Origin of the sequence: Sanguibacteroides justesenii (assembly GCF_003204205.1) — a bacterium.
Taxonomy (GTDB): Bacteria; Bacteroidota; Bacteroidia; order Bacteroidales; family Marinifilaceae; genus Gabonibacter; species Gabonibacter massiliensis.
Map to the genome: position 1 here is coordinate 23,830 of NZ_QJPL01000006.1, position 21,662 is coordinate 45,491.

21 protein-coding genes are annotated in these 21,662 nt (G+C 43.3%); 12 read left to right on the plus strand and 9 right to left on the minus strand.

What is annotated here, in order from left to right; genetic code table 11:
- Positions 1 to 308 precede the first annotated feature (308 nt).
- From corA to DMB45_RS15010, 3 genes are all read right to left on the minus strand, one after another.
- On the minus strand, positions 309 to 1,370 hold the full coding sequence (corA, locus tag DMB45_RS10500) for a magnesium/cobalt transporter CorA (RefSeq protein WP_041504214.1): 1,062 nt from the start codon (positions 1,368 to 1,370) through the stop codon (positions 309 to 311).
- A 150-nt stretch (positions 1,371 to 1,520) separates the two neighbouring features.
- On the minus strand, positions 1,521 to 3,020 hold the full coding sequence (locus tag DMB45_RS10505; RefSeq protein WP_041504213.1) for a catalase: 1,500 nt from the start codon (positions 3,018 to 3,020) through the stop codon (positions 1,521 to 1,523).
- 24 nt (positions 3,021 to 3,044) lie between these two features.
- Entirely contained in the window at positions 3,045 to 3,179 is a 135-nt protein-coding gene (locus DMB45_RS15010) for a hypothetical protein (RefSeq protein WP_262509237.1), read from the minus strand.
- Between the two features lie 448 nt (positions 3,180 to 3,627).
- Here DMB45_RS15010 and DMB45_RS10510 point away from each other — a divergent pair, with 448 nt between their 5' ends.
- Positions 3,628 to 5,472 carry a 2-oxoacid:acceptor oxidoreductase subunit alpha gene (locus DMB45_RS10510; RefSeq protein ID WP_041504212.1) on the plus strand — a complete coding sequence of 615 codons (1,845 nt, stop codon included), beginning with the start codon at positions 3,628 to 3,630 and terminating at the stop codon, positions 5,470 to 5,472.
- A 2-nt stretch (positions 5,473 to 5,474) separates the two neighbouring features.
- Positions 5,475 to 6,482: a 2-oxoacid:ferredoxin oxidoreductase subunit beta gene (locus tag DMB45_RS10515; protein WP_041504211.1), complete on the plus strand. Its 1,008-nt coding sequence runs from the start codon at positions 5,475 to 5,477 to the stop codon at positions 6,480 to 6,482.
- A 225-nt stretch (positions 6,483 to 6,707) separates the two neighbouring features.
- Here DMB45_RS10515 and tsaA read toward each other — a convergent pair whose 3' ends face one another.
- Genes tsaA through DMB45_RS10540 form a run of 5 tightly spaced genes read right to left on the minus strand, consistent with a single transcriptional unit; the run spans position 6,708 to position 12,532 of the window.
- Positions 6,708 to 7,598 (minus strand): tRNA (N6-threonylcarbamoyladenosine(37)-N6)-methyltransferase TrmO, encoded by an 891-nt coding sequence (gene tsaA, locus DMB45_RS10520; RefSeq protein WP_052634787.1) that lies wholly within the window; start codon positions 7,596 to 7,598, stop codon positions 6,708 to 6,710.
- Between the two features lie 2 nt (positions 7,599 to 7,600).
- Positions 7,601 to 8,359 (minus strand): ABC transporter ATP-binding protein, encoded by a 759-nt coding sequence (locus DMB45_RS10525; RefSeq protein ID WP_041504210.1) that lies wholly within the window; start codon positions 8,357 to 8,359, stop codon positions 7,601 to 7,603.
- The gene (locus DMB45_RS10530; RefSeq protein ID WP_041504209.1) at positions 8,350 to 9,414 is read right to left on the minus strand and encodes a FecCD family ABC transporter permease; all 1,065 of its coding nucleotides are present in this window, start codon (positions 9,412 to 9,414) and stop codon (positions 8,350 to 8,352) included. Before DMB45_RS10530 ends, DMB45_RS10525 begins: the two co-directional genes overlap by 10 nt.
- Positions 9,411 to 10,493, minus strand: a complete 1,083-nt coding sequence (locus tag DMB45_RS10535) for an ABC transporter substrate-binding protein (protein WP_041504208.1) — start codon at positions 10,491 to 10,493, stop codon at positions 9,411 to 9,413. The genes DMB45_RS10530 and DMB45_RS10535 overlap by 4 nt, the downstream gene beginning before the upstream one ends.
- Positions 10,490 to 12,532: a TonB-dependent receptor plug domain-containing protein gene (locus DMB45_RS10540; protein WP_041504207.1), complete on the minus strand. Its 2,043-nt coding sequence runs from the start codon at positions 12,530 to 12,532 to the stop codon at positions 10,490 to 10,492. The genes DMB45_RS10535 and DMB45_RS10540 overlap by 4 nt, the downstream gene beginning before the upstream one ends.
- Positions 12,533 to 12,751: 219 nt before the next feature.
- On the opposite strand from DMB45_RS10540, the gene DMB45_RS10545 reads away from it, so the two are divergent.
- The 10 genes from DMB45_RS10545 to crcB all read left to right on the plus strand — a co-directional run bounded on the left by DMB45_RS10545 (position 12,752) and on the right by crcB (position 21,134).
- Positions 12,752 to 13,054, plus strand: a complete 303-nt coding sequence (locus DMB45_RS10545) for an urease subunit gamma (RefSeq protein WP_041504206.1) — start codon at positions 12,752 to 12,754, stop codon at positions 13,052 to 13,054.
- Positions 13,055 to 13,060: 6 nt separating this feature from the next.
- A complete protein-coding gene (locus tag DMB45_RS15120) occupies positions 13,061 to 13,564 on the plus strand; it encodes an urease subunit beta (RefSeq protein ID WP_041504205.1) in 504 nt (167 codons plus the stop codon).
- A 6-nt stretch (positions 13,565 to 13,570) separates the two neighbouring features.
- A complete protein-coding gene (locus tag DMB45_RS10555) occupies positions 13,571 to 15,289 on the plus strand; it encodes an urease subunit alpha (RefSeq protein ID WP_041504204.1) in 1,719 nt (572 codons plus the stop codon).
- An 81-nt stretch (positions 15,290 to 15,370) separates the two neighbouring features.
- Entirely contained in the window at positions 15,371 to 15,964 is a 594-nt protein-coding gene (gene ureE / locus DMB45_RS10560) for an urease accessory protein UreE (RefSeq protein ID WP_041504203.1), read from the plus strand.
- 12 nt (positions 15,965 to 15,976) lie between these two features.
- Positions 15,977 to 16,669, plus strand: coding sequence for an urease accessory protein UreF (locus tag DMB45_RS10565; protein WP_041504202.1), 693 nt, complete (start codon positions 15,977 to 15,979; stop codon positions 16,667 to 16,669).
- 19 nt (positions 16,670 to 16,688) lie between these two features.
- Positions 16,689 to 17,339, plus strand: coding sequence for an urease accessory protein UreG (gene ureG, locus DMB45_RS10570; protein WP_041504201.1), 651 nt, complete (start codon positions 16,689 to 16,691; stop codon positions 17,337 to 17,339).
- A complete protein-coding gene (locus DMB45_RS10575; protein WP_041504200.1) occupies positions 17,336 to 18,253 on the plus strand; it encodes an urease accessory protein UreD in 918 nt (305 codons plus the stop codon). Before ureG ends, DMB45_RS10575 begins: the two co-directional genes overlap by 4 nt.
- Positions 18,254 to 18,271: 18 nt before the next feature.
- Positions 18,272 to 19,243, plus strand: coding sequence for an urea transporter (gene yut / locus DMB45_RS10580; RefSeq protein ID WP_041504199.1), 972 nt, complete (start codon positions 18,272 to 18,274; stop codon positions 19,241 to 19,243).
- A 95-nt stretch (positions 19,244 to 19,338) separates the two neighbouring features.
- On the plus strand, positions 19,339 to 20,718 hold the full coding sequence (locus DMB45_RS10585) for an MFS transporter (RefSeq protein ID WP_235375101.1): 1,380 nt from the start codon (positions 19,339 to 19,341) through the stop codon (positions 20,716 to 20,718).
- Between the two features lie 38 nt (positions 20,719 to 20,756).
- Positions 20,757 to 21,134, plus strand: coding sequence for a fluoride efflux transporter CrcB (gene crcB / locus DMB45_RS10590; RefSeq protein ID WP_041504438.1), 378 nt, complete (start codon positions 20,757 to 20,759; stop codon positions 21,132 to 21,134).
- A gap of 200 nt (positions 21,135 to 21,334) precedes the next feature.
- Here crcB and DMB45_RS10595 read toward each other — a convergent pair whose 3' ends face one another.
- Entirely contained in the window at positions 21,335 to 21,649 is a 315-nt protein-coding gene (locus DMB45_RS10595; protein ID WP_041504197.1) for a DUF3467 domain-containing protein, read from the minus strand.
- Positions 21,650 to 21,662 lie beyond the last annotated feature (13 nt).

Genomic DNA, 21,662 nt, shown 5'->3' on the forward strand with positions numbered 1-21,662 from the left:
ATTACTAATTTCTACTGAAAAATTAGAACATCACCGGACAAAAAGGGAAATCAACTGAAGAAATTGACACCCAAATAAGGAGAGGAGCCAATTGTAATCGACAGTTCGGAAGAGGAGCGGATGAAGGGATTGAGAGATATAATGATTAAGAGATTGACGATTGTAGATTATAGATTAAAAATTACGTCCAATTTAAAATTTACAATAGAAAAATTGACGGTTAAAGGATTAAATTCGAATCACAGAATCACTAAATCACAGAATCACTAAATCACAGAATCACTAAATCATAAAAGATCTATAATTAATTAAAGCCATTTTTTTCGTTTGAAAAAAAGAAGCATGACAATAGTGACAGCAATCATGATACCCCAAAGGATGAAATAGGCGTAACGGTGATGTAGTTCCGGCATGTATTCGAAATTCATTCCGTAGATTCCGGCAATAAAGGTAAGAGGGATAAAGATGGCCGAAAATATGGTCAATATTTTCATGACGTCGTTTACCCTGTTGCTGATGCTTGTTTGATAAAGGTTTAGCTGGTCGGAAGTCATGGTATAGTATATTTCGATGGCTTCTTGTACTTGTACGACCAGATCGTCCAGATCGTGAAGGTAGGAGTAAGTGCGTTTGTCTATCAAAGGAGAATCGCAGCCGGTAAAACGGTTCATCAGTTCTTTTACGGGACGTACGTTTTTTCGTATGTAGGAGAGTTCGGTTCTGAAATGATAGATCTCTTCCACGTTTTCGATTTCCGAAGAGAAGATTCTTTTTTCCTGCTCTTCAATAGCGACTCCAAGTCTTTCGATATTGATGATATAATTGTCTACCAAGGTATCCAACAAAGCGTAACAGAGATAGTCCGGACCGAAATTTCGTATCTTACTTTGAGAATCATACAACCGTTTTTTTACGGCTTTGAAGTAATCGGTTTCCGTCTCTTGTATGGTGAGTAGGTAATGGTCTCCCACGATCATGGAAATTTGTTCCATATGTACGGCCTGGTCTTCCGTTCCGATATAGAACGATTTGATGATAACATAGAGATGATCTGTTTCTTCGCTGAAACGAGGACGTTGGTCCGTGTTCAGGATATCCTCCAGAATCAAAGGAGAGATCGTAAATACTTTTCCCAAGTCGGCGATCAACTGGGTGTTGTGCAGGCCGCTGATTCCGATCCAGGTCATGTGATCGTTGGATATGCTCTCTTTGATTTTCTCTATATTTTCAGGAAAATACTCTTTTAATCCTTCGGGAGTGTATTGTAATACCTGAATGGAATTTCGATCCATTTTCTGTTTTCCGATAAAAATCAGAGAGCCCGGGGCTGCCCCTTGCGCCTTTTTACGATCTTTGAGGAAACGTGCCATTTTGTTAGAGTTAAGAAGTTAATTACACAAAGATACGTAAAAAACGTTAGATAGGGTTACGTGGAAGAGGGAGTCATAGCGGTAATTCAGAAGAAATGGGAACGTGACAAACAAGAAGGTAACTCAAGATTACCTTCCTGAAAGCGGCAGTTATTTATTCCTCGGGTCCCATGCCGGATGCGCCGGATCCTCAGCTATCATCGCTTCGTCGAAAGAGATTCCGAGAGCTTTGGCTACGCCGCGACCATACCTTTCGTCAGCATAAGAGCAGTTACGTACGTGGCGTTGTTTAATGAACAGTTCCGCATCTCCCATTGCCCGAGCCGTATTTTCGAATAAAACCAGTTGTTGCTCCGGTGTCATCAACCTGAACAGCAATCCGGGCTGAGTGAAATAGTCGTCGTCGTATTCGCGTTCGTCGTAGTTAAATATGTCTCCTGTCAATTTCAGGGGCGGTTCCTTTTTGGTGGGATCGTCCTGCCACTCGCCGTAACTATTGGGTTCATAACCTTTCGCACCGCCATAATTGCCGTCCGTCCGCATCATGCCGTCGCGGTGGAAAGCATGGAAAGGACAACGCGGCTTATTCACAGGAATTTCGTTATAATTTACACCCAAACGATAACGTTGGGCATCTCCGTAAGAGAACAGACGTCCCTGTAGCATTTTGTCCGGAGAGAAACCGATACCCTCTACTATATTCATCGGATTGAACGCCGATTGCTCTACTTCGGCGTAATAATTTTCCGGATTGCGGTTTAGCTCCAGAATGCCCACGTCATGTAAAGGAAAATCTTTGTGATACCACACCTTTGTCAGGTCAAACGGATTGATCGCATAGGTATTTGCTTCTTCTTCGGTCATCAGCTGTACCTGCATTTTCCAGCGCGGGAAACGACCCTGTTCGATAGCCTCGAACAGATCTCTCTGATGCGATTCCCTGTCTTTAGCTACGATAGCCTCTGCTTCCGCATCGGTCAAGTTTTTTATACCCTGTAATGTTTGCAGGTGAAATTTTACCCATGTTCGTTTGTTATTTTTGTCGTAAAAACTATAGGTATGACTGCTGAAACCATGCATGTGACGGTAGGAGGCGGGAATACCTCGGTCACTCATGGTGATCGTTACCTGATGTAACGCTTCGGGTAATAGGGTCCAGAAATCCCAATTATTGTTGACACTGCGCATGTTGGTGCGCGGGTCCCGTTTAATGGCGTGGTTCAGGTCGGGAAATTTTAACGGATCGCGCATAAAAAAGACGGGCGTATTGTTTCCGACCAAATCCCAGTTGCCTTCGTCCGTGTAAAATTTCATGGCAAATCCCCGGAGATCTCGTTCTGCATCGGCCGCACCCCGTTCGCCGGCTACGGTTGAGAACCGGACGAAGCAATCTGTTTTTTTACCTATTTCGGCAAAGATCGAGGCTCGGGTATACCGGGTAATATCGTGCGTAACGGTAAAAGTTCCGTACGCTCCGGAACCTTTTGCATGCATTCGCCGTTCGGGAATTACCTCGCGGTCGAAGTGTGCTAGTTTTTCAATGTACCATGGATCCTGTAACATAACCGGACCCCGCGGGCCGGCAGTTTGAATGTTTTGGTTATCCGCTATCGGACGACCGTTTTCTGACGTCAATCTTTTCTTTTCCATTTTTGCTTAATTTTAATTTAGTGATTATATGTCCTGGATAAAGGCTTTCTCTTTTTGCAAAGATCCGTCATGACGAAATTCTTGTATCACTTCGCGAACGTGTAGACGTTGAAGCGTTGCCTTTTGTTTTATAGCTTTTATTTTATCACTTGTCTCCATTTCTCAACAATCGTTTTCAAGTTAAAGGATACGGATTTCTATCCGTAACGGATTATCATTTGATTTAACCCGTGTCTTCAGAATTGGCATAGTGTATCCGGTCCGGATAACGAGACACTGGATTTTATTTATACTGTTCAAGGGATGTATTTGTTTTATATTGTAAGAACAAAGGGGGGCGAAAATGTTTAATCGAAACAAGAAACGATAGGAAAAATGACGTGAAAGCTGTCCTTGTTTAGATTGTTTTTATTTTATTTCTGCTGAAAAACATGTTTTTCAACAAGTTTATAATTGATTGTCAATATCATATCTCACGAGAAAAAAATCCTGATACAAACTTGTTTAGATATAAGTATTGGCTACCTTTACGCATGTTTTACAACATAAAATGTGGAGTTAAACGTGTATTTTTTTAATGTAATAAATAAATATAAGTAACTAAGTCATGGGTGAAAAGACAAAAGTTATCGAAAAGAGTAATATTGTCATTCGTTTCTCCGGAGATTCGGGAGACGGGATGCAATTAACTGGCCAGCAATTCTCAGATGCTGCCGCTTTATTTGGAAACGGTGTATCGACGTTTCCTGATTATCCAGCTGAAATTCGCGCTCCGCAAGGAACTGTTGGAGGAGTTTCCGGCTTTCAGGTACATATCGGAGATAATCCGGTAAAGACTCCCGGGGATTTTGCCGATGTGTTGGTTGCCATGAATCCGGCCGCCTTGAAAGCCAATTTACGCTGGGCTAAAAAAGGAGCCACGATCATCGTGAATTTGGATGCGTTTAACGAAAAGAACATCGAGAAGGCGGGTTACCAGATAAATCCGTTGGAAGATGCTCTTTTACAAGATTATAATGTTGTTCCGGTCAAGGTAACCACCCTGACCGAAGAGACGCTGAAAGATAGCGGCTTAGATCAGAAATCTATCGTGAAATGTAAAAACATGTTTGCGTTGGGTATGATCTATTGGATGTTCGACCGTTCCGTGGAACATACGGTTGCTTTTATTAACCAGAAGTTCGGTAAAAAACCGGAAATTGCCGCTGCCAATAAAAAAGTATTGGAAGCCGGATTCAATTATGCCGGAAACGTACATGCTTTGGCAACTCATTTTAACGTGGCTCCCGCCGAGATTGAAAAAGGCCGTTATCGGACAATTACCGGTAATAAGGCAACAGCTTGGGGACTTTTAGCTGCAGCAGAAAAAGCCGGACTTCCGTTGTTCTGTGGCTCTTATCCTATCACTCCGGCTACCGATATCCTTCAGGAGTTGGCATTAAGAAGGGATTTAGGCGCTAAAACATATCAGGCAGAGGATGAGATCGCCGGTATTTGTACGTCAATCGGAGCGAGTTACGTCGGGAATTTTGCCGTGACGACGACCTCCGGTCCCGGTTTGGCTTTAAAAAGTGAGGCTGCCGGTTTGGCCGTGATGGCTGAATTACCTTTGGTTATTGTTGATGTACAGCGAGGAGGTCCTTCTACGGGTCTGCCCACGAAGACGGAACAATCCGATTTATTGCAAGCTCTTTACGGAAGAAACGGGGAAAGTCCCATGCCTGTTGTAGCTGCCAGTACTCCTGGAAATTGTTTTGATTTTGCTTTCATGGCAGGTAAAATAGCTATTGAACATATGACTCCAGTCGTTCTGTTAACGGACGGTTATTTGGGAAATGGCGCTCAGCCATGGAGAATTCCAGACCTGAACACCTATCCTTCGATCACCCCGAGATTGGCCAAGGAAGGTGACGACTACAAGCCGTACGCGCGCGATCCGGAAACTTTGGCCAGGACATGGGCTGTTCCGGGAACAAAAGGATTGGAACACCGAATCGGCGGTTTGGAAAAAGTAAATATAACCGGAGAGATCAGTTACGTTCCGGAGAACCATCAGGTAATGACGGATTTACGTGCTGCCAAAGTAGCTAAAATTGCCGATTATATTCCTAATCAAGAGATTATTGGAAACCAAAACGGGGGAGAATTGTTGATTGTCGGTTGGGGTGGAACATACGGACACCTCTTGTCCACGGTCAACGAGTTAAGAAAAGAGGGTAAGGACGTCAGTTTGGCTCATTTCAATTACATCAATCCGCTTCCTAAAAACACGGAAGAGGTATTGTCCAAGTTTAAGAAAATATTGGTTTGTGAATTGAACTTGGGACAGTTCGCACAATATTTACGGGGTAAATATCCTCACTTTACCTATTACCAATACAATAAAGTAGCCGGATTACCCTTTACAGTGACAGAGTTAAAAGAAAAAGTATTTGAATTATTATCGAAATAATCATGGCACAATATACAGCAAAAGATTTTAAGAGTAATCAGGAAATCCGGTGGTGTCCGGGTTGTGGTGACCACGGAATTATTAATGCCGTGCAAAAGGCGATGGCAGAATTGGGATATCCGAAAGAATCGTGGGCTGTCATATCCGGTATCGGTTGTTCTTCCCGTTTTCCCTATTATATGAATACGTTCGGGTTCCATACGATTCATGGACGTGCAGCTGCTATTGCTTCAGGTGCAAAAAGTGCTAATCCGAACGTTAATATCCTGCAAGTCTCCGGTGACGGTGATGCGTTGGCTATCGGAGGTAATCACTTTATCCATTCTATTCGTAGAAATATCGATATTACCACGTTGGTTTTTAACAATGAAATTTACGGATTGACCAAAGGTCAGTATTCTCCGACCACCAAATTGGGAACAAAAACCAAGACCTCTCCTTATGGAACGATCGAAACCCCGTTTAATCCGGGAGAGTTGGTTATTGGTGCACAAGGCAAGTTCTTTGCCCGTTCGTTGGATATGAATATCAATTTGACGGCAGAGGTAATCGAAGCCGGAGTTCGGCATAAGGGTACTTCTGTTATCGAGGTACTGCAAAACTGCGTGATTTTTGCTGATGGAGCTCATGCTGCTATCACCGATAAGGAGAACAAAGAAGATCGTCAGTTGATTTTAAGACATGGCGAGCCGATGATCTTCGGTAAAAACCGGGACAAGGGACTTATGTTGACTAACACCGGATTGAAGGTGGTCGAGATCGGTAAGAACGGGATCACAGAGGCTGATATTCTGGTTCATGATGCCCATTCCTTGAATCCTTCTATTCATTGGATGCTGGTACATATGAAGGCTCCTGAATATCCTGTCGCTTTAGGTGTTATCCGGGATGTGGAAGGAGATACGTATAACGATGCCTTGGAGGCTCAGATTGAAGAGGTAAAAGCCAAATCCAATATTCGTTCGGTTACCGATTTACTGAATAGCGGCGATACTTGGGAAGTAAAATAATCGAAATAAAACCGTTTTAAAAAGCGCTGCCGATTTTTTCAGCAGCGCTTTTTAGTTGAATTATTGAATTCGGATCTTGTTCTCTTTTAATCTCCGTGATTTAATTCGAATCTCCTAATTGTAAATTGAACGCATTTTCTTAAATCTACAATCGTCAATCTTTTTAATCCCTTAATCATTATATCTCTCAATCACCTAATCCTTTAATCTCTCAATCTACAATCTTCAATTATTAATCGCTTCTATTTCAAAAAGTTTATCAAAATCAAGCTCAAAAACAGCAAAAGCTTTTTCCGCGGGAGAGAACGACTCCGGAATATGCTTTTTCATGTAATCCCGGTTCGATTCTTTGAGTTTTATCCTCCATCCTTTCCCGGATTCATCCCTCAAATAAAAACACATATCGTTTTTATCTCCCGTTCGGAAACGGCGTGTTCCCGGCGTGCAACCCGTGACAAACATAAATCCATCAACCAAACAATTCTCCATCCCGGCCGTCAATGTATAACGAACTGTATCCTGCTGCCTATCATATAACTGCTGCATGATTCTCGCGGCCCCCATAACCCCGAGGGCTAATCCGGGACAGATATGTCCATGTAATTGGGCCGATTGCAAAAGCAATTCCTTTAAATTATTACTCATAATGTTACGAACGATATCAATGCGGGGAGAATCAACCCGTATGGTTTTATGTATATTTTCCTGATCATAGACAGAAGTATCACAAGATTTGATGTCAACCACGGGAGAACCGTTTAAAGCATCTATTCCTTCTATATACAGCCTATTCCCTTCACGTTTCATAAGTTTTACTGTCGTTATTCCCAGATGGTTCGGACGATTAGGCGAACGACTGGCAAATACTCCCTTTGTTTCTCCCGTCCGGATTTTACCCGTTAGATGAATATCATGATTCTGATGAAAGTAAAAAACGATATCTAAGTAACGGCAAGTTTCAATTTTATCTAACCCATCCCCGTATTCCGGAAGAATCTCGATGACGGAAGCCTCCTGTTTTATTTGCTCAGGAACCTGATCCGTCGTGCATTTATTGGACACGTAACCAATCGGTTGTAACACAATCATAAGTATAAACATTAATAAATTCGACATAATTAACTATTTTGCGGTATAATACAAATACAATCTTTATGATGGAGTACTTCAACCTGAATATCATACAGATTCTCAATGTTCTTCGGCGTATACACGGATTTTGGACCAAAAGCGAACACAGTCCCCCGTTTCAACATCAACGCTTTATTACAAAAACGAGCGGCCATATTCACATCGTGAATGGTAATGACAACTGTTATTCCTTCTGCCGAGAGTTGTTGCAAAAGATTCATCACTTTCATCTGGTGATTAATATCCAGATTGGCGATCGGTTCATCCAGCAACAAAATGGAAGGCTGTTGTGCCAAGGCTCTGGCAATGAATACACGTTGTTGCTGTCCGCCGCTCAACGTATCCATATTTCTCATCGCTATCGGTTCCAGTTCCAAACGGGAAAGCAGACCGGCAACGATCTCCAGATCACCGGAAGAGGGTCTTCCCTTGATATAAGGTTTCCTACCCAACAATACGGTATCAAAAACATTTATTCCCATGGTGATCTCTTCGGACTGAGGAATATAGGCCATCAGTCGGGACAATTCACGAGAAGAGATCCGAGCTAAAGACCGCCCTCCTATCTCTATCTTGCCCTCATCCACTTTTAATATTCCATTCAGGCATTTCAGCAAAGTACTCTTGCCCGAACCGTTCTGACCTATAATAGCAATCATATCTCCCGAATCCACGTCGAAAGTCACATTCCTCAAAGCCCGTACGCCATTATAATGAAACGATATATTCTTTGTTTCTATTCGCATGACGTTCTCCTCCGGATTAATAGAAATAAAAACAAAGGAACCCCCAGAAATGAAGTCAATATCCCGACCGGTAAAATAACAGGAGAAATGATCGTACGGGCGACCGTGTCACACAACAATAGAAATACACCTCCGAATACGGCAGAACCGGTGATCAGAAACTCCTCGTTATTGCCTATGCACTTTCTCACGATATGGGGGACGACAAGGCCCACGAAAGCAATAACACCGAAAAACGAAACAGCGACAGCCGTACATAGAGACGTGACCACTAATCCGACAATCCGGATTTTTTGGGGCTGCACCCCCATACTTCGGGCATAATCATCCCCTGATCTCAAAACTTTGTAATCCCATCGCTTTAAATAAAAGTAAAGAAGGGCAGGAATCAAAGCCGCTGTCATGAAAATCAGTTTATACCAATCCCCCCGTCCTAAATCTCCAAAACTCCAAAAAACGATAGAAGCCAGTTGAACATTATTCGCCAAATATTGCATCACGGCGATACCTGCTCCGAACAGAGAGTTGATAATGACCCCCGAAAGAATAATGGTCTCTACGGAAGCCCTTTTTATTTGGGCCAAAAGTAATATAATGGCTAAACCCAAAAGGCTTCCTAAAAAAGCCGAAAAAGTAATCGTGTAAGGATTGCTAATCAAAAACAGATCCGAAGAACGGGCAATTTCACTACCTGCCTCTAAAAAAACGATTCCGAAAGAGGCTCCAAAAGCTGCCGCATTCGATATTCCCAAAGTATAAGGGGATGCCAACGGATTCCTCAGTAAAATCTGCATGATCGCTCCCGACATAGAAAGTATAATCCCGGTAATCACAGCAGCCAAAATTCTCGGTAAACGGATATTAATCAAAATTTGCCGATTAAGCGAAGTCCCTTCCCCCCGTAGTAAAGCTACAATATCTTCCCAACCTATCCGATGAGCCCCGGCAATCATAGATATTCCCCCGATGAGAATCAGTAAAATAAACAGGAAAAAGATAAATTTCTTATTCCTGTTCCGGTATCCTTTATATTGCTTCAAAACATTTGGATTCATCGCTCTTTATCGAATATATTCTGATAATCTCCCCAATGTTTACGCAAAACGGTACCCACAGGTTTTCCCACGAAACGGGTTAAAATCTCATTTGCCTTGCCGGAAATGGAAATATCTTTAAACCGGTCGGGAAAAAGCACCTTTCCAGCATACCAGGCATTAATCAACATCACTTCAAAATTAGTATGGTTATTATTATAAGGCCACAACATATAGATCCGTTTCTCCTTATATGCCGTAAGCAGCTCATTCAATTCTTTCCGACGGTTAAAATCTTCCCGTACTAAAGGCCAACCCGATACATCCAGAAATATCACTTCAGGATCCCACTCCGCCAGTTGTTCCCAATCGATGTAGGTTCCGGTAATGGGAGAGGTATATGCCGAATCAATCCGGGAGGCGACATTATCAACTCCTAAGAATTCAAACGCGGCATAATAGGGATCCGTCGAGGTAATCCCCTTTTGTCCCTTGTAAGAAATAGCTCCCACGTATACGCGCTTAGATTTATCTGTCTCTTTTGTTCTTCTTCCGAGTTCTTCAATCTGCCGATCTACAAAACGTATCAACGAATCGACCTGGTTTTCCGTCCGGAGGACCTTACCGATCAACCGAAGAGAATGATAAAAAACATCCCGCCTTTTTCCTATATCCCCGTACTCGATGGTAAATACGGGTATTCCGGTACGTCTTTGTAAATCGTCGGCATCCCCGGCAGTAGTGGTAGACATAAAGATCACATCCGGTTGAACCCCCATTATTAATTCGGGGTCCCCGCCCATGGAGGGACCGATGATCGCTTTTTCTCTCAATTCCGGATGAGCGAAAAGATGAGTGAATTCATTGTCTCTGGTCTCCTGCTCTTCGACTCCACAAATAAAAGGCACTCCGCCCGCATAGGTCACCAAACGTATAGCGGAAGCCCTAATACAGACGATTTTCCGTACAGTATCCGGTACTTCAACTTCACGCTGCAAAGCATCCGTGAACGAACGGACCGCTTTTTTCCCGCTCTTTTTCGATACTCCTCCACAAGATATTAACAAACAAAAACAGAAAAAATACACAAATCTATTCATCTCATCAGGTTTACAGCAAGTTTAACATTAAAAAGCCTTCCGGCCGAGATATAATCCTTCGTATTCATATGGCGATTGTTGAAAATATTCATAACCTCTCCTCCCACGTAAATCCGACGGTCAAAAAACCATTTCGACAATTGCACGTCCCAAACGGCAAAACCGGGAATAGAAGACAGATTGTCCTCCGTCGTGTATTGCTTGGTTTTATAACGCCCCCGAATCGTTGCGTTTACGATCCGCCCGGTCCACATGACGGTACCCTTAACCTGATGTTCGGGAGCATACGTCAACACCTTGTCATTAAGCTCCGGTTTTTCATCAAATTGTTTTATCTTGGATTCATTATAGGAATAATTTACATTCATTCGCAATCCTATCGGCAGGGAATAATTCAAATCCATCTCCAATCCTTTCACGTGAACCTTGGATATATTCTGACGTTGATAAATATCTCTTTTCCCCCACATTTTTTCTCCGGTAGCGATATAGTATAAAAAATCTTTTCCCCGGGCATAGTAGAACGACGGAGAAAAAGAAAAATTTCCTAAAAAGCGGAATGTTCCCCCGATTTCGTAATTATCCAATTTTTCCGGTCCCAGGTCGGGATTGGCAATTTTCGGACCGACCCACATCCAACCGGAACGGCATAAATCATCGAGGATAGAAGCTCTGAATCCTTTCGAGTAAGAGACATAAGCAGAGAGGTTTTCCATCGGATTATAACGTAAAGCCAAACGAGGAGAAAAATTCTCCCAACGATTGTTTTTCAGATTACCGTTATACGTGTTAAAATCAGCCACGTTATCACCTATCGCTTCAAATCGTCCTTTGTGAAAATAAGCGTTATCGTAACGCAATGCTACCTGCAACCAGAATTTATTGTTAAAAAACTGAAGCTCTTCCTGCACGAAAGCCGAAAGAAAAGTCATGGTACCCCTATTCAGTACCTTATCCGTAGAAGTCACGTAATAATCTCCTCCATCGACACTTCCGTTTTTATATTCCGCACCTATGCTGAAATGATTGTTCTTGCCGGAAAAAGTCACATGCAGGATAGCTCCCCAATCATCCCGGTGCGATTTTACATCAAAGCGCCGGTAGGAATCTTTCGTGATCCGCTCATCCAGCTTAAAATAGTCTTGTCTCTGGAAATACAAAGCCACATTATAGGTGAACGATTTCTCCCCCCCGTAAAATCTCCCTTGAAACCGGTTATGATTAAAGTGGCGATACTCTCCGTCAGGAGCCTTTATTTTTTCCCCTTCCCCACGCTTATCTTTATACAAATCATAGGATACATCCACTTTAAACCATTCGGAAGGAGTATATAAAACCTTACCGTAAAAACCTCCTTCTTTCATAAAGCGAGCTACACTGTAATCAGGATCGGTCCGCAAACTGTCCGGAACGTTATTAAATCCGCTACTTCTATTGTAATACCCAGAGACAAAGAGTGAAAACCGATCATTGATCTTGCTCGATATTCCCAAACGATAAAGCCAGGTTGCCAATGAGCCGTAAGACACGGATGCATTCACTAAAAAAGGACGTTCCGCTTTTTTACTTATAATATTTATCACTCCTCCCATTGCATTATTCCCGTATAAAGAAGAGCCGGGGCCTTTGAACACCTCTATTCTCTCGATATTGTCCACTGGAAGACTATTCCAGTTCACGGACCCCTCGTCAGAAGTATTGATAGGAATTCCGTCAAACAATACCAAAGTCCGTCCCTGTTCATCCCCCGCCAATCCCCGGACACTGACATTCGTGTGCATCGTGCTCATACCGTTCGAACGAGTTGTGTTTACCCCGGAAAGCATAGAAAGAATGTCATCGACACTTAAGGCCGGACTATGCCTCAATACCAACGGCGTAATAACATCAATACGACCCGGACTCTGACTCAATGGACGTTCAGCCCGCGATCCGGTCACAATAACCTCTTGCAAATTCAATACGGTATCCACCTTTTCTTTTTGGGCAAACACGCTTACTACAAACAACAGAAACGGAACGAAAATAAATTTCTTCATGTCACATAATTTTGATTTGACTATCCCTACTCATACGGCATACAAATCCTAAATGTTCGAACAACGATCTCGTAAACCCGAATCATGTTTATAATTATTTCTGATGATATTTGAAACATGACTTTATCCCAAGCGTATATGAACAGTGGAGTTCATTGAGGTATAAACTTCATGAATCAGAGAGTTTTAATCAATTTTATTCACTAAAAGTAAAAGAGTATGCATTTAACGCCAAAAGAAATTGATAAGCTAATGCTATTATCACTTGGAGCTATTGCCGAACGGCGTAAAGAAAAAGGGCTTAAATTGAATTATCCGGAAGCTGTTGCCTACATCAGTTCAGCAGCTTTGGAGGGGGCAAGAGAAGGCAAAACATTAGAGGAAGTAATGACCGACTCCACTAAAGTTTTAACGAAAGACGATGTAATGGAGGGAGTTGCCGATATGATCTCTCTGATACAGGTAGAGGCGGTTTTTACCGACGGTAGCCGTCTGGTTAGTATTCATCAACCTATCAAGTAGAAAATCATGGAGGATAAAAAACAAAAGGGTGCTCCCGCACCTAAAGAGATTACACCGGGATTTACACCTAAACAGTATGTTCCCGTCGGAGGAGAAATCTTATCTACTGACCCCATCGTGTATAATGAAGGCAGATATACGGCAAAATTAATTGTTCGTAATACTGGAGACCGTCCTATTCAAGTGGGCTCTCATTTTCATTTTTTCGAGGTGAACCGTTATCTGGAATTCGACCGGGCCGCTGCATTCGGATGCCATTTGAATATTCCTGCCACGACTGCCATTCGTTTCGAACCGGGAGACGAAAAAGAGGTAGAAGTCGTTGCTTACTCCGGTAAACAATACGTGATAGGCTTTAACGGACTCGTGCAAGGATATACCGGAAGTGAAGATGCTCCTACTTATTACCCGAGGAGAATGCAGGCGACAGAAAATGTCAGAAGGTTAGGCTTCAAAGTTATAGATGAAACGACCGCCGAAGCAAATCTAAAAAAACAACCCAAAAAATAACGTAATATGGCACAGATAACGAGACAACAATATAATGATCTTTACGGCCCGACCGTAGGGGATAAAATCCGTTTAGGCGATACAGATCTCTACGTGGAAATCGAAAAAGACCTCTGCGTATACGGGGACGAAGTGATCTACGGGGGAGGAAAAACCTTGCGCGACGGCATGGGACTGGCAAATACCTTAACTTCCGAAGGAGGAACCCTTGATCTTGTCATCACCAATGTAACGATTATCGATCCGAAATTAGGAGTCATCAAAGCCGACGTCGGCATCAAAGACGGAAAAATCGCCGGAATCGGCAAAGCCGGGAATCCGAATATCATGCAAGGGGTAACCCCGGAATTGGTTACAGGAGCCGCCACGGACGCCATTTCGGGAGAGCACCTTATTTTGACAGCCGCTGCTATTGACGGGCACGTACACATGATCGCTCCGCAGCAAGCTTACCATTGTTTGAGCAATGGAGTTACGACCCTCGTCGGCGGTGGTGTCGGTCCGACAGACGGAACGAACGGGACAACCATAACTTCCGGTACCTGGAATATGAAAAGGATGCTACAGGCCATTGACGGGCTCCCCGTAAACTACGGGTTCCTCGGGAAAGGCAACTGTTCGGTACGTCGTCCATTAGTCGAACAGATGTTAGCTGGAGCATGCGGTTTCAAGATTCACGAAGATTGGGGAAGTACACCCGCCGCCATTCGGGAGACCATGGGAGTAGCTGACGAGTTCGACGTACAAGTCGCGATTCATACCGATACCTTAAACGAAAGCGGCTTCGTTGAAGACACGATCGCTGCTATCGACGGTAGAACTATCCATACCTATCACACGGAAGGAGCCGGAGGAGGACATGCTCCGGACTTGCTGAAAGTAGCTTCCTTAGCCAACGTGTTACCCTCTTCAACAAACCCGACACTACCGTTCGGTATCAACTCACAGGCCGAATTGTTCGATATGATCATGGTATGTCATAATCTGAACCCCAAGATTCCGTCTGACGTATCTTTTGCGGAAAGCCGTGTTCGTCCGGAAACACAAGCAGCCGAAAACGTGCTGCACGATTTGGGCGTAATCTCCATGATCTCTTCCGATTCGCAAGCAATGGGACGTGTAGGAGAAAATTTCATGAGAGCCTTCCAGATGGCAAGCTACATGAAACAGGTAAGAGGTAAACTCAGCGAAGATTCCGCAGAGAATGACAACTTCCGGGTATTACGTTATTTAGCCAAGCTGACCATCAATCCGGCTATCACATACGGATTCTCAGATATTTTAGGATCTATCGAGAAAGGAAAAATGGCCGACCTCGTACTGTGGGAGCCTCAATTCTTCGGTACCAAACCCAAATTAGTTCTCAAGGGAGGTATGATTAACTGGGCAATTATGGGAGATCCGAATGCCTCGTTACCGACTCCTCAACCGGTGTATTACCGACCGATGTACGGAAGTTTCGGTTCAGCTATGCCCAATAGCTGCATCTCATTCGTTTCACGAGCTTCCCACGATGCGGGTATCAAGGAAAAATACGGACTCCAAAGAATCGTATACCCCGTGCACGGTTGCCGGCAAATCGGCAAACCCCATATGGTACTCAACGGGAACATGCCTAAAATCGATATCAATCCGGAAACGTTCGAGGTACTTGTGGACGGTAAAAGTGCTTACATCCCAACCGCCAAGAAATTCCCGCTGGCACAATTATATTGGTTTAGTTAACATTTAAATTCATCGATAGGTTGCCTTTAAGTCTTCCGTCCGAAAACTCGTAAGGCAACCTTCTTTACTAATTATATTCGTATGCAAATATTCTCTGAAGTTATCGGAAACATGATATCCGACCCTACTTGGGCGGAAAAACTCAAAAATAGCGCAATAACCTACCTCGATTTGGACCAATGGACAGCTCAAAAAAGTCGTTTTATCGCTAAAAGCGACCATGCCGAATATGCAGTCGCCCTGAAACGTCACTCCCAAATTGAAAACGGGGATGTTCTGGAGTACAACCCGGAAAGCAATAGCGCTGTCGTAATTCGAATCGACCTCAAACCTGTCCTTGTCATAGAATTGAAAAAAATAGCACAGAAAAAACCGGAAGAAATCATACGTAAATGTATCGAAATAGGACACGCCATCGGTAACCAACACTGGCCGGCCATTGTCAAAAAAGATAAATTATACGTACCGTTAACGGTAGACAAAAAAGTAATGACCAGTGTTATGGATACCCATCATTTCGAAGACATCACCTATGAATTCCAACCGGGTAAAGAGGTGATTCCATTCCTCGCACCTCACGAAATTCGCCAACTTTTCGGAGGAAGTACACAAGAAATACCACATCATCATCACGAACACGGACAAACAGGTCATTCGCATGAAGTTTTACATTGAAAATTCAATACTATGATTGACGAAATTACCAGGTTGATGCGACTTCTCGAATTTTCGGACTCCGCATTTCCCGTCGGTACCTTCTCTTTTTCCAACGGACTGGAAACAGCTGCCTTTGAAAATATCGTATCAGATGCTTACAGTCTCGAACAATATACGCGCACGGCTGTCCAACAAACCATATATAGCGATGCCATCGCTGCACTCATCGCCTTTCGGGCAACCGCCGAAAACGACTACGCACTCGTAAAAGAGGCGGATCAACAGATCATGTGGTGCAAAATGAATGAAGAAGCTCGCTTAATGCTTACCCGAATGGGGAAAAAAATGGCGGAAATAAGTATTCAGATCGCCGAAACTCCTCTCATGAATCAATGGTTAAAAGACATATTTGATCAAAAGGTTCCCGGCACCTATCCGATTGCACAAGCCATCTTTTTCCAGCAAAACGGATTGCATGAAAAGGATCTCTTCGTCTCTATCGAGTACGGCATCATAAATATGATACTGAATGCGGCTTTACGATGTGTAAAAGTATCCCATTACGAAACACAATCCATTCTATACCGGCTTTGTTCCATGGCCGCTTCGGATTATGAGAATATAAAAGAGATGACTTTCGACGATATGAGAACATTTGCTCCGGAAATGGACATCATGGCTTCATTACATGAAAAAGGAAAAATGAGAATGTTTATGAATTAACGAATAAAAATAAACCCATATGAGTAACACATGCAGAATCGGTGTCGGTGGTCCCGTAGGATCTGGGAAAACGGCACTTATAGAGGCACTAACCCCCCATTTATTAAAATTAGGCTTACAAGTTTTAATCATTACCAACGACATCGTTACAACAGAAGATGCTAAACATGTCCGCAAAATGCTTAAAGGATATTTAGCGGAAGACCGTATAATCGGCGTTGAGACAGGAGCTTGCCCTCATACCGCCGTACGCGAGGACCCCTCCATGAATATTGCAGCCGTGGAGGAGATGGAAGCGAAATTTCCGGATAGCGATATCGTTTTGATCGAATCGGGAGGCGACAACCTGACTTTAACCTTTAGTCCGGCATTGGTAGACTTTTTCATTTACGTCATCGATGTGGCTGCCGGAGATAAAATTCCGCGAAAAGACGGGCCGGGAATAACCTATTCCGACATTTTAGTCATCAACAAAACCGATCTCGCCCCTTATGTCCACGCCGACTTGGAAGTAATGAGACGGGACTCCGAAATCATGCGCCCCGGAAAACCATTTGTTTTTACCAATTGCATGACGGGAGAAGGAATCAAAGAGTTAATCGGATTAATACGGAATATGGCTCTGTTCGACCGCGTTTCACAAAAAGAGGTGGAGGATATGAAAATATGAAAGAGTTTTCACAAAACCGGGAGCTACGCCCTTATCTGGCAGAACCCCGGGCAATGCATGTCGGAGCTCCGGGAAAATGCGGGCTTTTGGATCTCGTTTTTGAGCTGGACAAAAACGGAAAATCCATCATGCGTCATTGGGACAGACGCGCTCCTCTGATCGTACAGCAAGAACTCTATTTCGACGAAGGAATGCCGGAAATGCCTTGTGTATACATTCTTTCTTCAGGCGGCCCTAATATCGACGGAGACCGCTATGTAAACAAATTCAAGGTATGTAAAAACGCATACGCCCACCTATCTACCGGAGCGGCAACAAAAATTGCCGAAATGGTTTATAATTTTTCCGGTTTAAAACAATCTTTTGTGCTGGAAGAAAACGCATACCTGGAATACATCCCGGAACCGACTATTCCATGCAGAAATAGCCGCTACATTACAGATACGGATATTGTAATTGATGCTACCGCCACTCTATTTTATTCGGAGATATACACGGGCGGACGCAAGTATTACGGTGAGGGCGAATCATTTGAATACGATCTATTATCCGTCTGTACCCGGGCTCATCGACCGGACGGCACTCCTCTTTTTCGAGAAAAATTAGTTGCGACCCCGAAAGAAAACCCCCTTTGTCGTATCGGCATAATGCACGACTACGACGTATTTGCCAACGTTCTGGTATTAACTCCGGAAAAAGATGCCGAACAAATCTATAAAAACACCGGGGCTTTTTTGGATAAACATCGAAAACTTGCCGCAGGTATAACTCATTTGCCGGAGAAGTGCGGATTAATTTTAAAAGTATTAGGTAAAGAAACACAACCCGTAAAACGTTTCATCCGGGAATTTTGTTCCGTCGTCCGTATGCAGATAAAAAATAAACCCGTACCGGTCGAATTTGTATGGAGATAACTAAACTTCGAATATATTATGGAAACAGAAATTACTATGCCAAGAATTTTTTCTTTTGGTTTCATTAAAGTGGTACTAAAAGGAGCCGGACAAGTCATGTTCCAAGGCAACGCCTGGACGGGGCTGTTTTTTCTGGCCGGAATATTTTACGGATCTTATGCAACAGGGAATCCGGCCGTAGCCTGGGGGGCTATCGTAGGGACCGTCGTATCCACCCTCACCGGATATCTGTTGAAGTATCCCGCTGAAAAAGGATCGATCGGCCTGTGGGGATTTAACGGAATACTGGTAGGATGTGCTCTGCCTACATTTCTGGGAAACGTTCCTTTGATGTGGTTAGCCTTAATCATCTTTTCGTCCATGACCACCTGGGTCATGGTAGGCCTGAACCATCTATTGGTCCCATACAAGGTCAGTTCTTTCACGTTTCCCTTTGTCTTGATTACCTGGTTCGTTTTATTAGCGGCCCGAATCATGCACGGATTACCGGATTCTGGTTTAAGTGCACCCGAATTACCGGGTAATTTCTCTTCGACATTCGACACCGGCTTTTCCCATCTCGTAATTTATTGGTTGACAGGGATCAGTCAGGTATTTTTGATCAATTCATGGGTAACTGGTATACTCTTCTTAATCGGATTGGCGATCAGTAACAAATGGGCAGCTATCTGGGCGGCCATCGCCTCGGCTCTATCATTAGCGACAGCCATCCTATATCAATGCAACGGCGCCGATATCGCAAACGGATTATTCGGTTTCAGCCCCGTATTGACAGGTATCGCCTTAGGCATCACGTTTTATCAGGTCAATTGGCGAACTGTCATATGGAGTCTCGTCGGCATTTTCGCCACCGTGTTTATTCAAGCCGGTATGGATACCCTATTTACCCCTTTCGGATTACCCACGCTTACAGGTCCGTTCTGCGTGGCCACCTGGTTATTCCTCTGGCCTCATCTCAACCTGGATAAGAAAATACTACAAGCAGGATAACCTATTACACAATTTTCATACACTCTCTGTTGTCTCGATTGTTTCGGGGACGACAGAGAGGATGTTAACCCGATTGAAACTTAATGATAAACGATATGACAGGAAACAGGACACCAGATAAAATGGTAAATATGGATACGATGCCCCTGCGATGGGGACATATTCGTATACTTGTAATAGCATCGGCCGGACAATTTTTCGGAGGAGTATTAGCCGTTCTCATCGGAGTAATCGCTCCGCTCATAGCAATTACCCATCATCCGGAACTCTCCTCTTGGCTACAAGGTCTTGTTTTCTCATCAGGCTTAACAGGTATCACCGTAGGATCTCTATTTTTCGGTCATTTCAGCGACCGGTACGGCTACCTCTTTTTTTTCCGACTATGCCCGTTACTCATTTTATTTGCCTCTTTATGGATTTTTTTCTCTCAATCCATACTTGTTCTGACGATATGTTTACTGATCATCGGATTCGGAATCGGAGGAGGTTACGCTCTCGATCCTTCTTATGTATCGGAAACAATGCCCAAGAAATGGAAAAGACAAATGTTAGGAATATCCAAGGCTACCTCGGCTCTCGGTAACATAATAATGATTATCGTCGCTTACTTCGTACTGAAAAACACCGCCAATCCCGAAATTTGGAACAAACTTTTTCTATTCATCTCTATTTTTGCAGCAATTACTTTTCTTTCCCGCATTCATTTTGCCGAAAGCCCCGAATGGTTAGCTATTCACGGTAAAATTCAGGAAGCAGAAAAAAGTGTCCGTTTCTTTTTGGGGAACGATGTCTACATCGGAGAATTAGCGAACAAATCTAAAATAAGGCATCAGCCTCAAAGCTCATGGAAGGAACTTTTCGTCCGGGGAAATATCAAAAAAATTATTTTAAGCGGAATTCCCTGGGGATGCGAGGGAATGGGCGTATACGGAATCGGAATATTCACTCCGATCCTGTTGCTTTCCCTGGGATTCATTCCCCCGGAAACACTTCCCTTCGACCGGGTAACAGATGCACTGAAAATCACGCTATATATTAACTTTGCCGTTATTTCCGGCTTTATACTGGGTATCAGCTTTATCAACAAGATTAACCCGATCAGAGACCAGTCCTTAGGATTTTTTGTAAGTGCCATCGGATTATTCATTGTTCTCTTAGGCTATATATACCATTCATCCGCCTGGGTTATCCTTGTCGGGTTTATGCTTTTCGAAATAGCCTTAAATGCCGGGCCACACATGATGACCTTCATACTACCCAGCCGAATTTACGATCTTCAGACGAGAGCCAGCGGCGAAGGGGTAGCCTCTGCCCTGGGCAAACTCGGAGCCATCATTGCCACCTTTATTATACCCCTTCTCCTGAACTTAGGAGGAGGAAAATTAGTGTTGATGGTTGCCATCGGAACCCTAATATTGGGAGGAGTAATTACCGCAATTGTCGGTCCGATGGTTTTCAAACAACTTCCGAAATAAATATGGAAATATGTCTAACAATTAAAATTAGGAAAACTATGTTCAAAGCGATGATTATTGCAGGAATAGGAGGCTTTATCGGTACCTGCCTGCGTTTCTTAGTAGGGAAATTATGTCATTTTGTTACAACTTCACCTTTTCCGTGGGGTACGTTTGCAGTAAACATTATCGGCAGTTTCGTAATCGGTATTTTCTTCGGGTTAGCAGAAAAAAACCACCTGATTTCAACCAACATGAATGTCTTCTTAATCACAGGTTTCTGTGGGGGATTTACCACGTTCTCCTCCTTTGCCGACGATATGTTTTTACTGATCCAGAATAGACATTGGCTCTATTTCTCCCTTTATCTCGGCTTAAGTATTATTTTAGGTATTATTCTGGTTTGGCTGGGACGCAGTCTTATCAAGGCAGCATAACAAAAAAATTATTCAGAAAGTCGCGTACTTTCTGAATAACCCGTTGCACCCGTCACCGGATGTTATTTACAATCTTCCGGCCACCAAAACCGTTTAATTGTAAATTGGATCAAATTCAATTCCGATCTTGTCATCTCAAAATCATCAATCAAAAATCCGAAATCCCCAATCACAGAATCACAAAATCCTTTAATCAATAATTAAGCTTGTCCTTTCGGTTCCACATCCATGGGAAACATCGGCCCCATGGGCTCTCCTTCCGGAATATTTATACGGCCATACCCCTGCTCGAATTTCCGGATATTATCCTGAAGCGCCAACATCAAGCGTTTCGCGTGTTCAGGAGTAAGAATAATCCTACTTTTCACATCCGCTTTCGGCACTCCCGGCATAATCCGGATAAAATCCACGATAAACTCCGAACTCGAATGGGAAATAATCGCCAAATTAGCATAAGTTCCCTGAGCCACTTCATGACTTAATTCTATATCCAACTGATTTTTTTTCTCTTCCATAACTTTTCGTTTG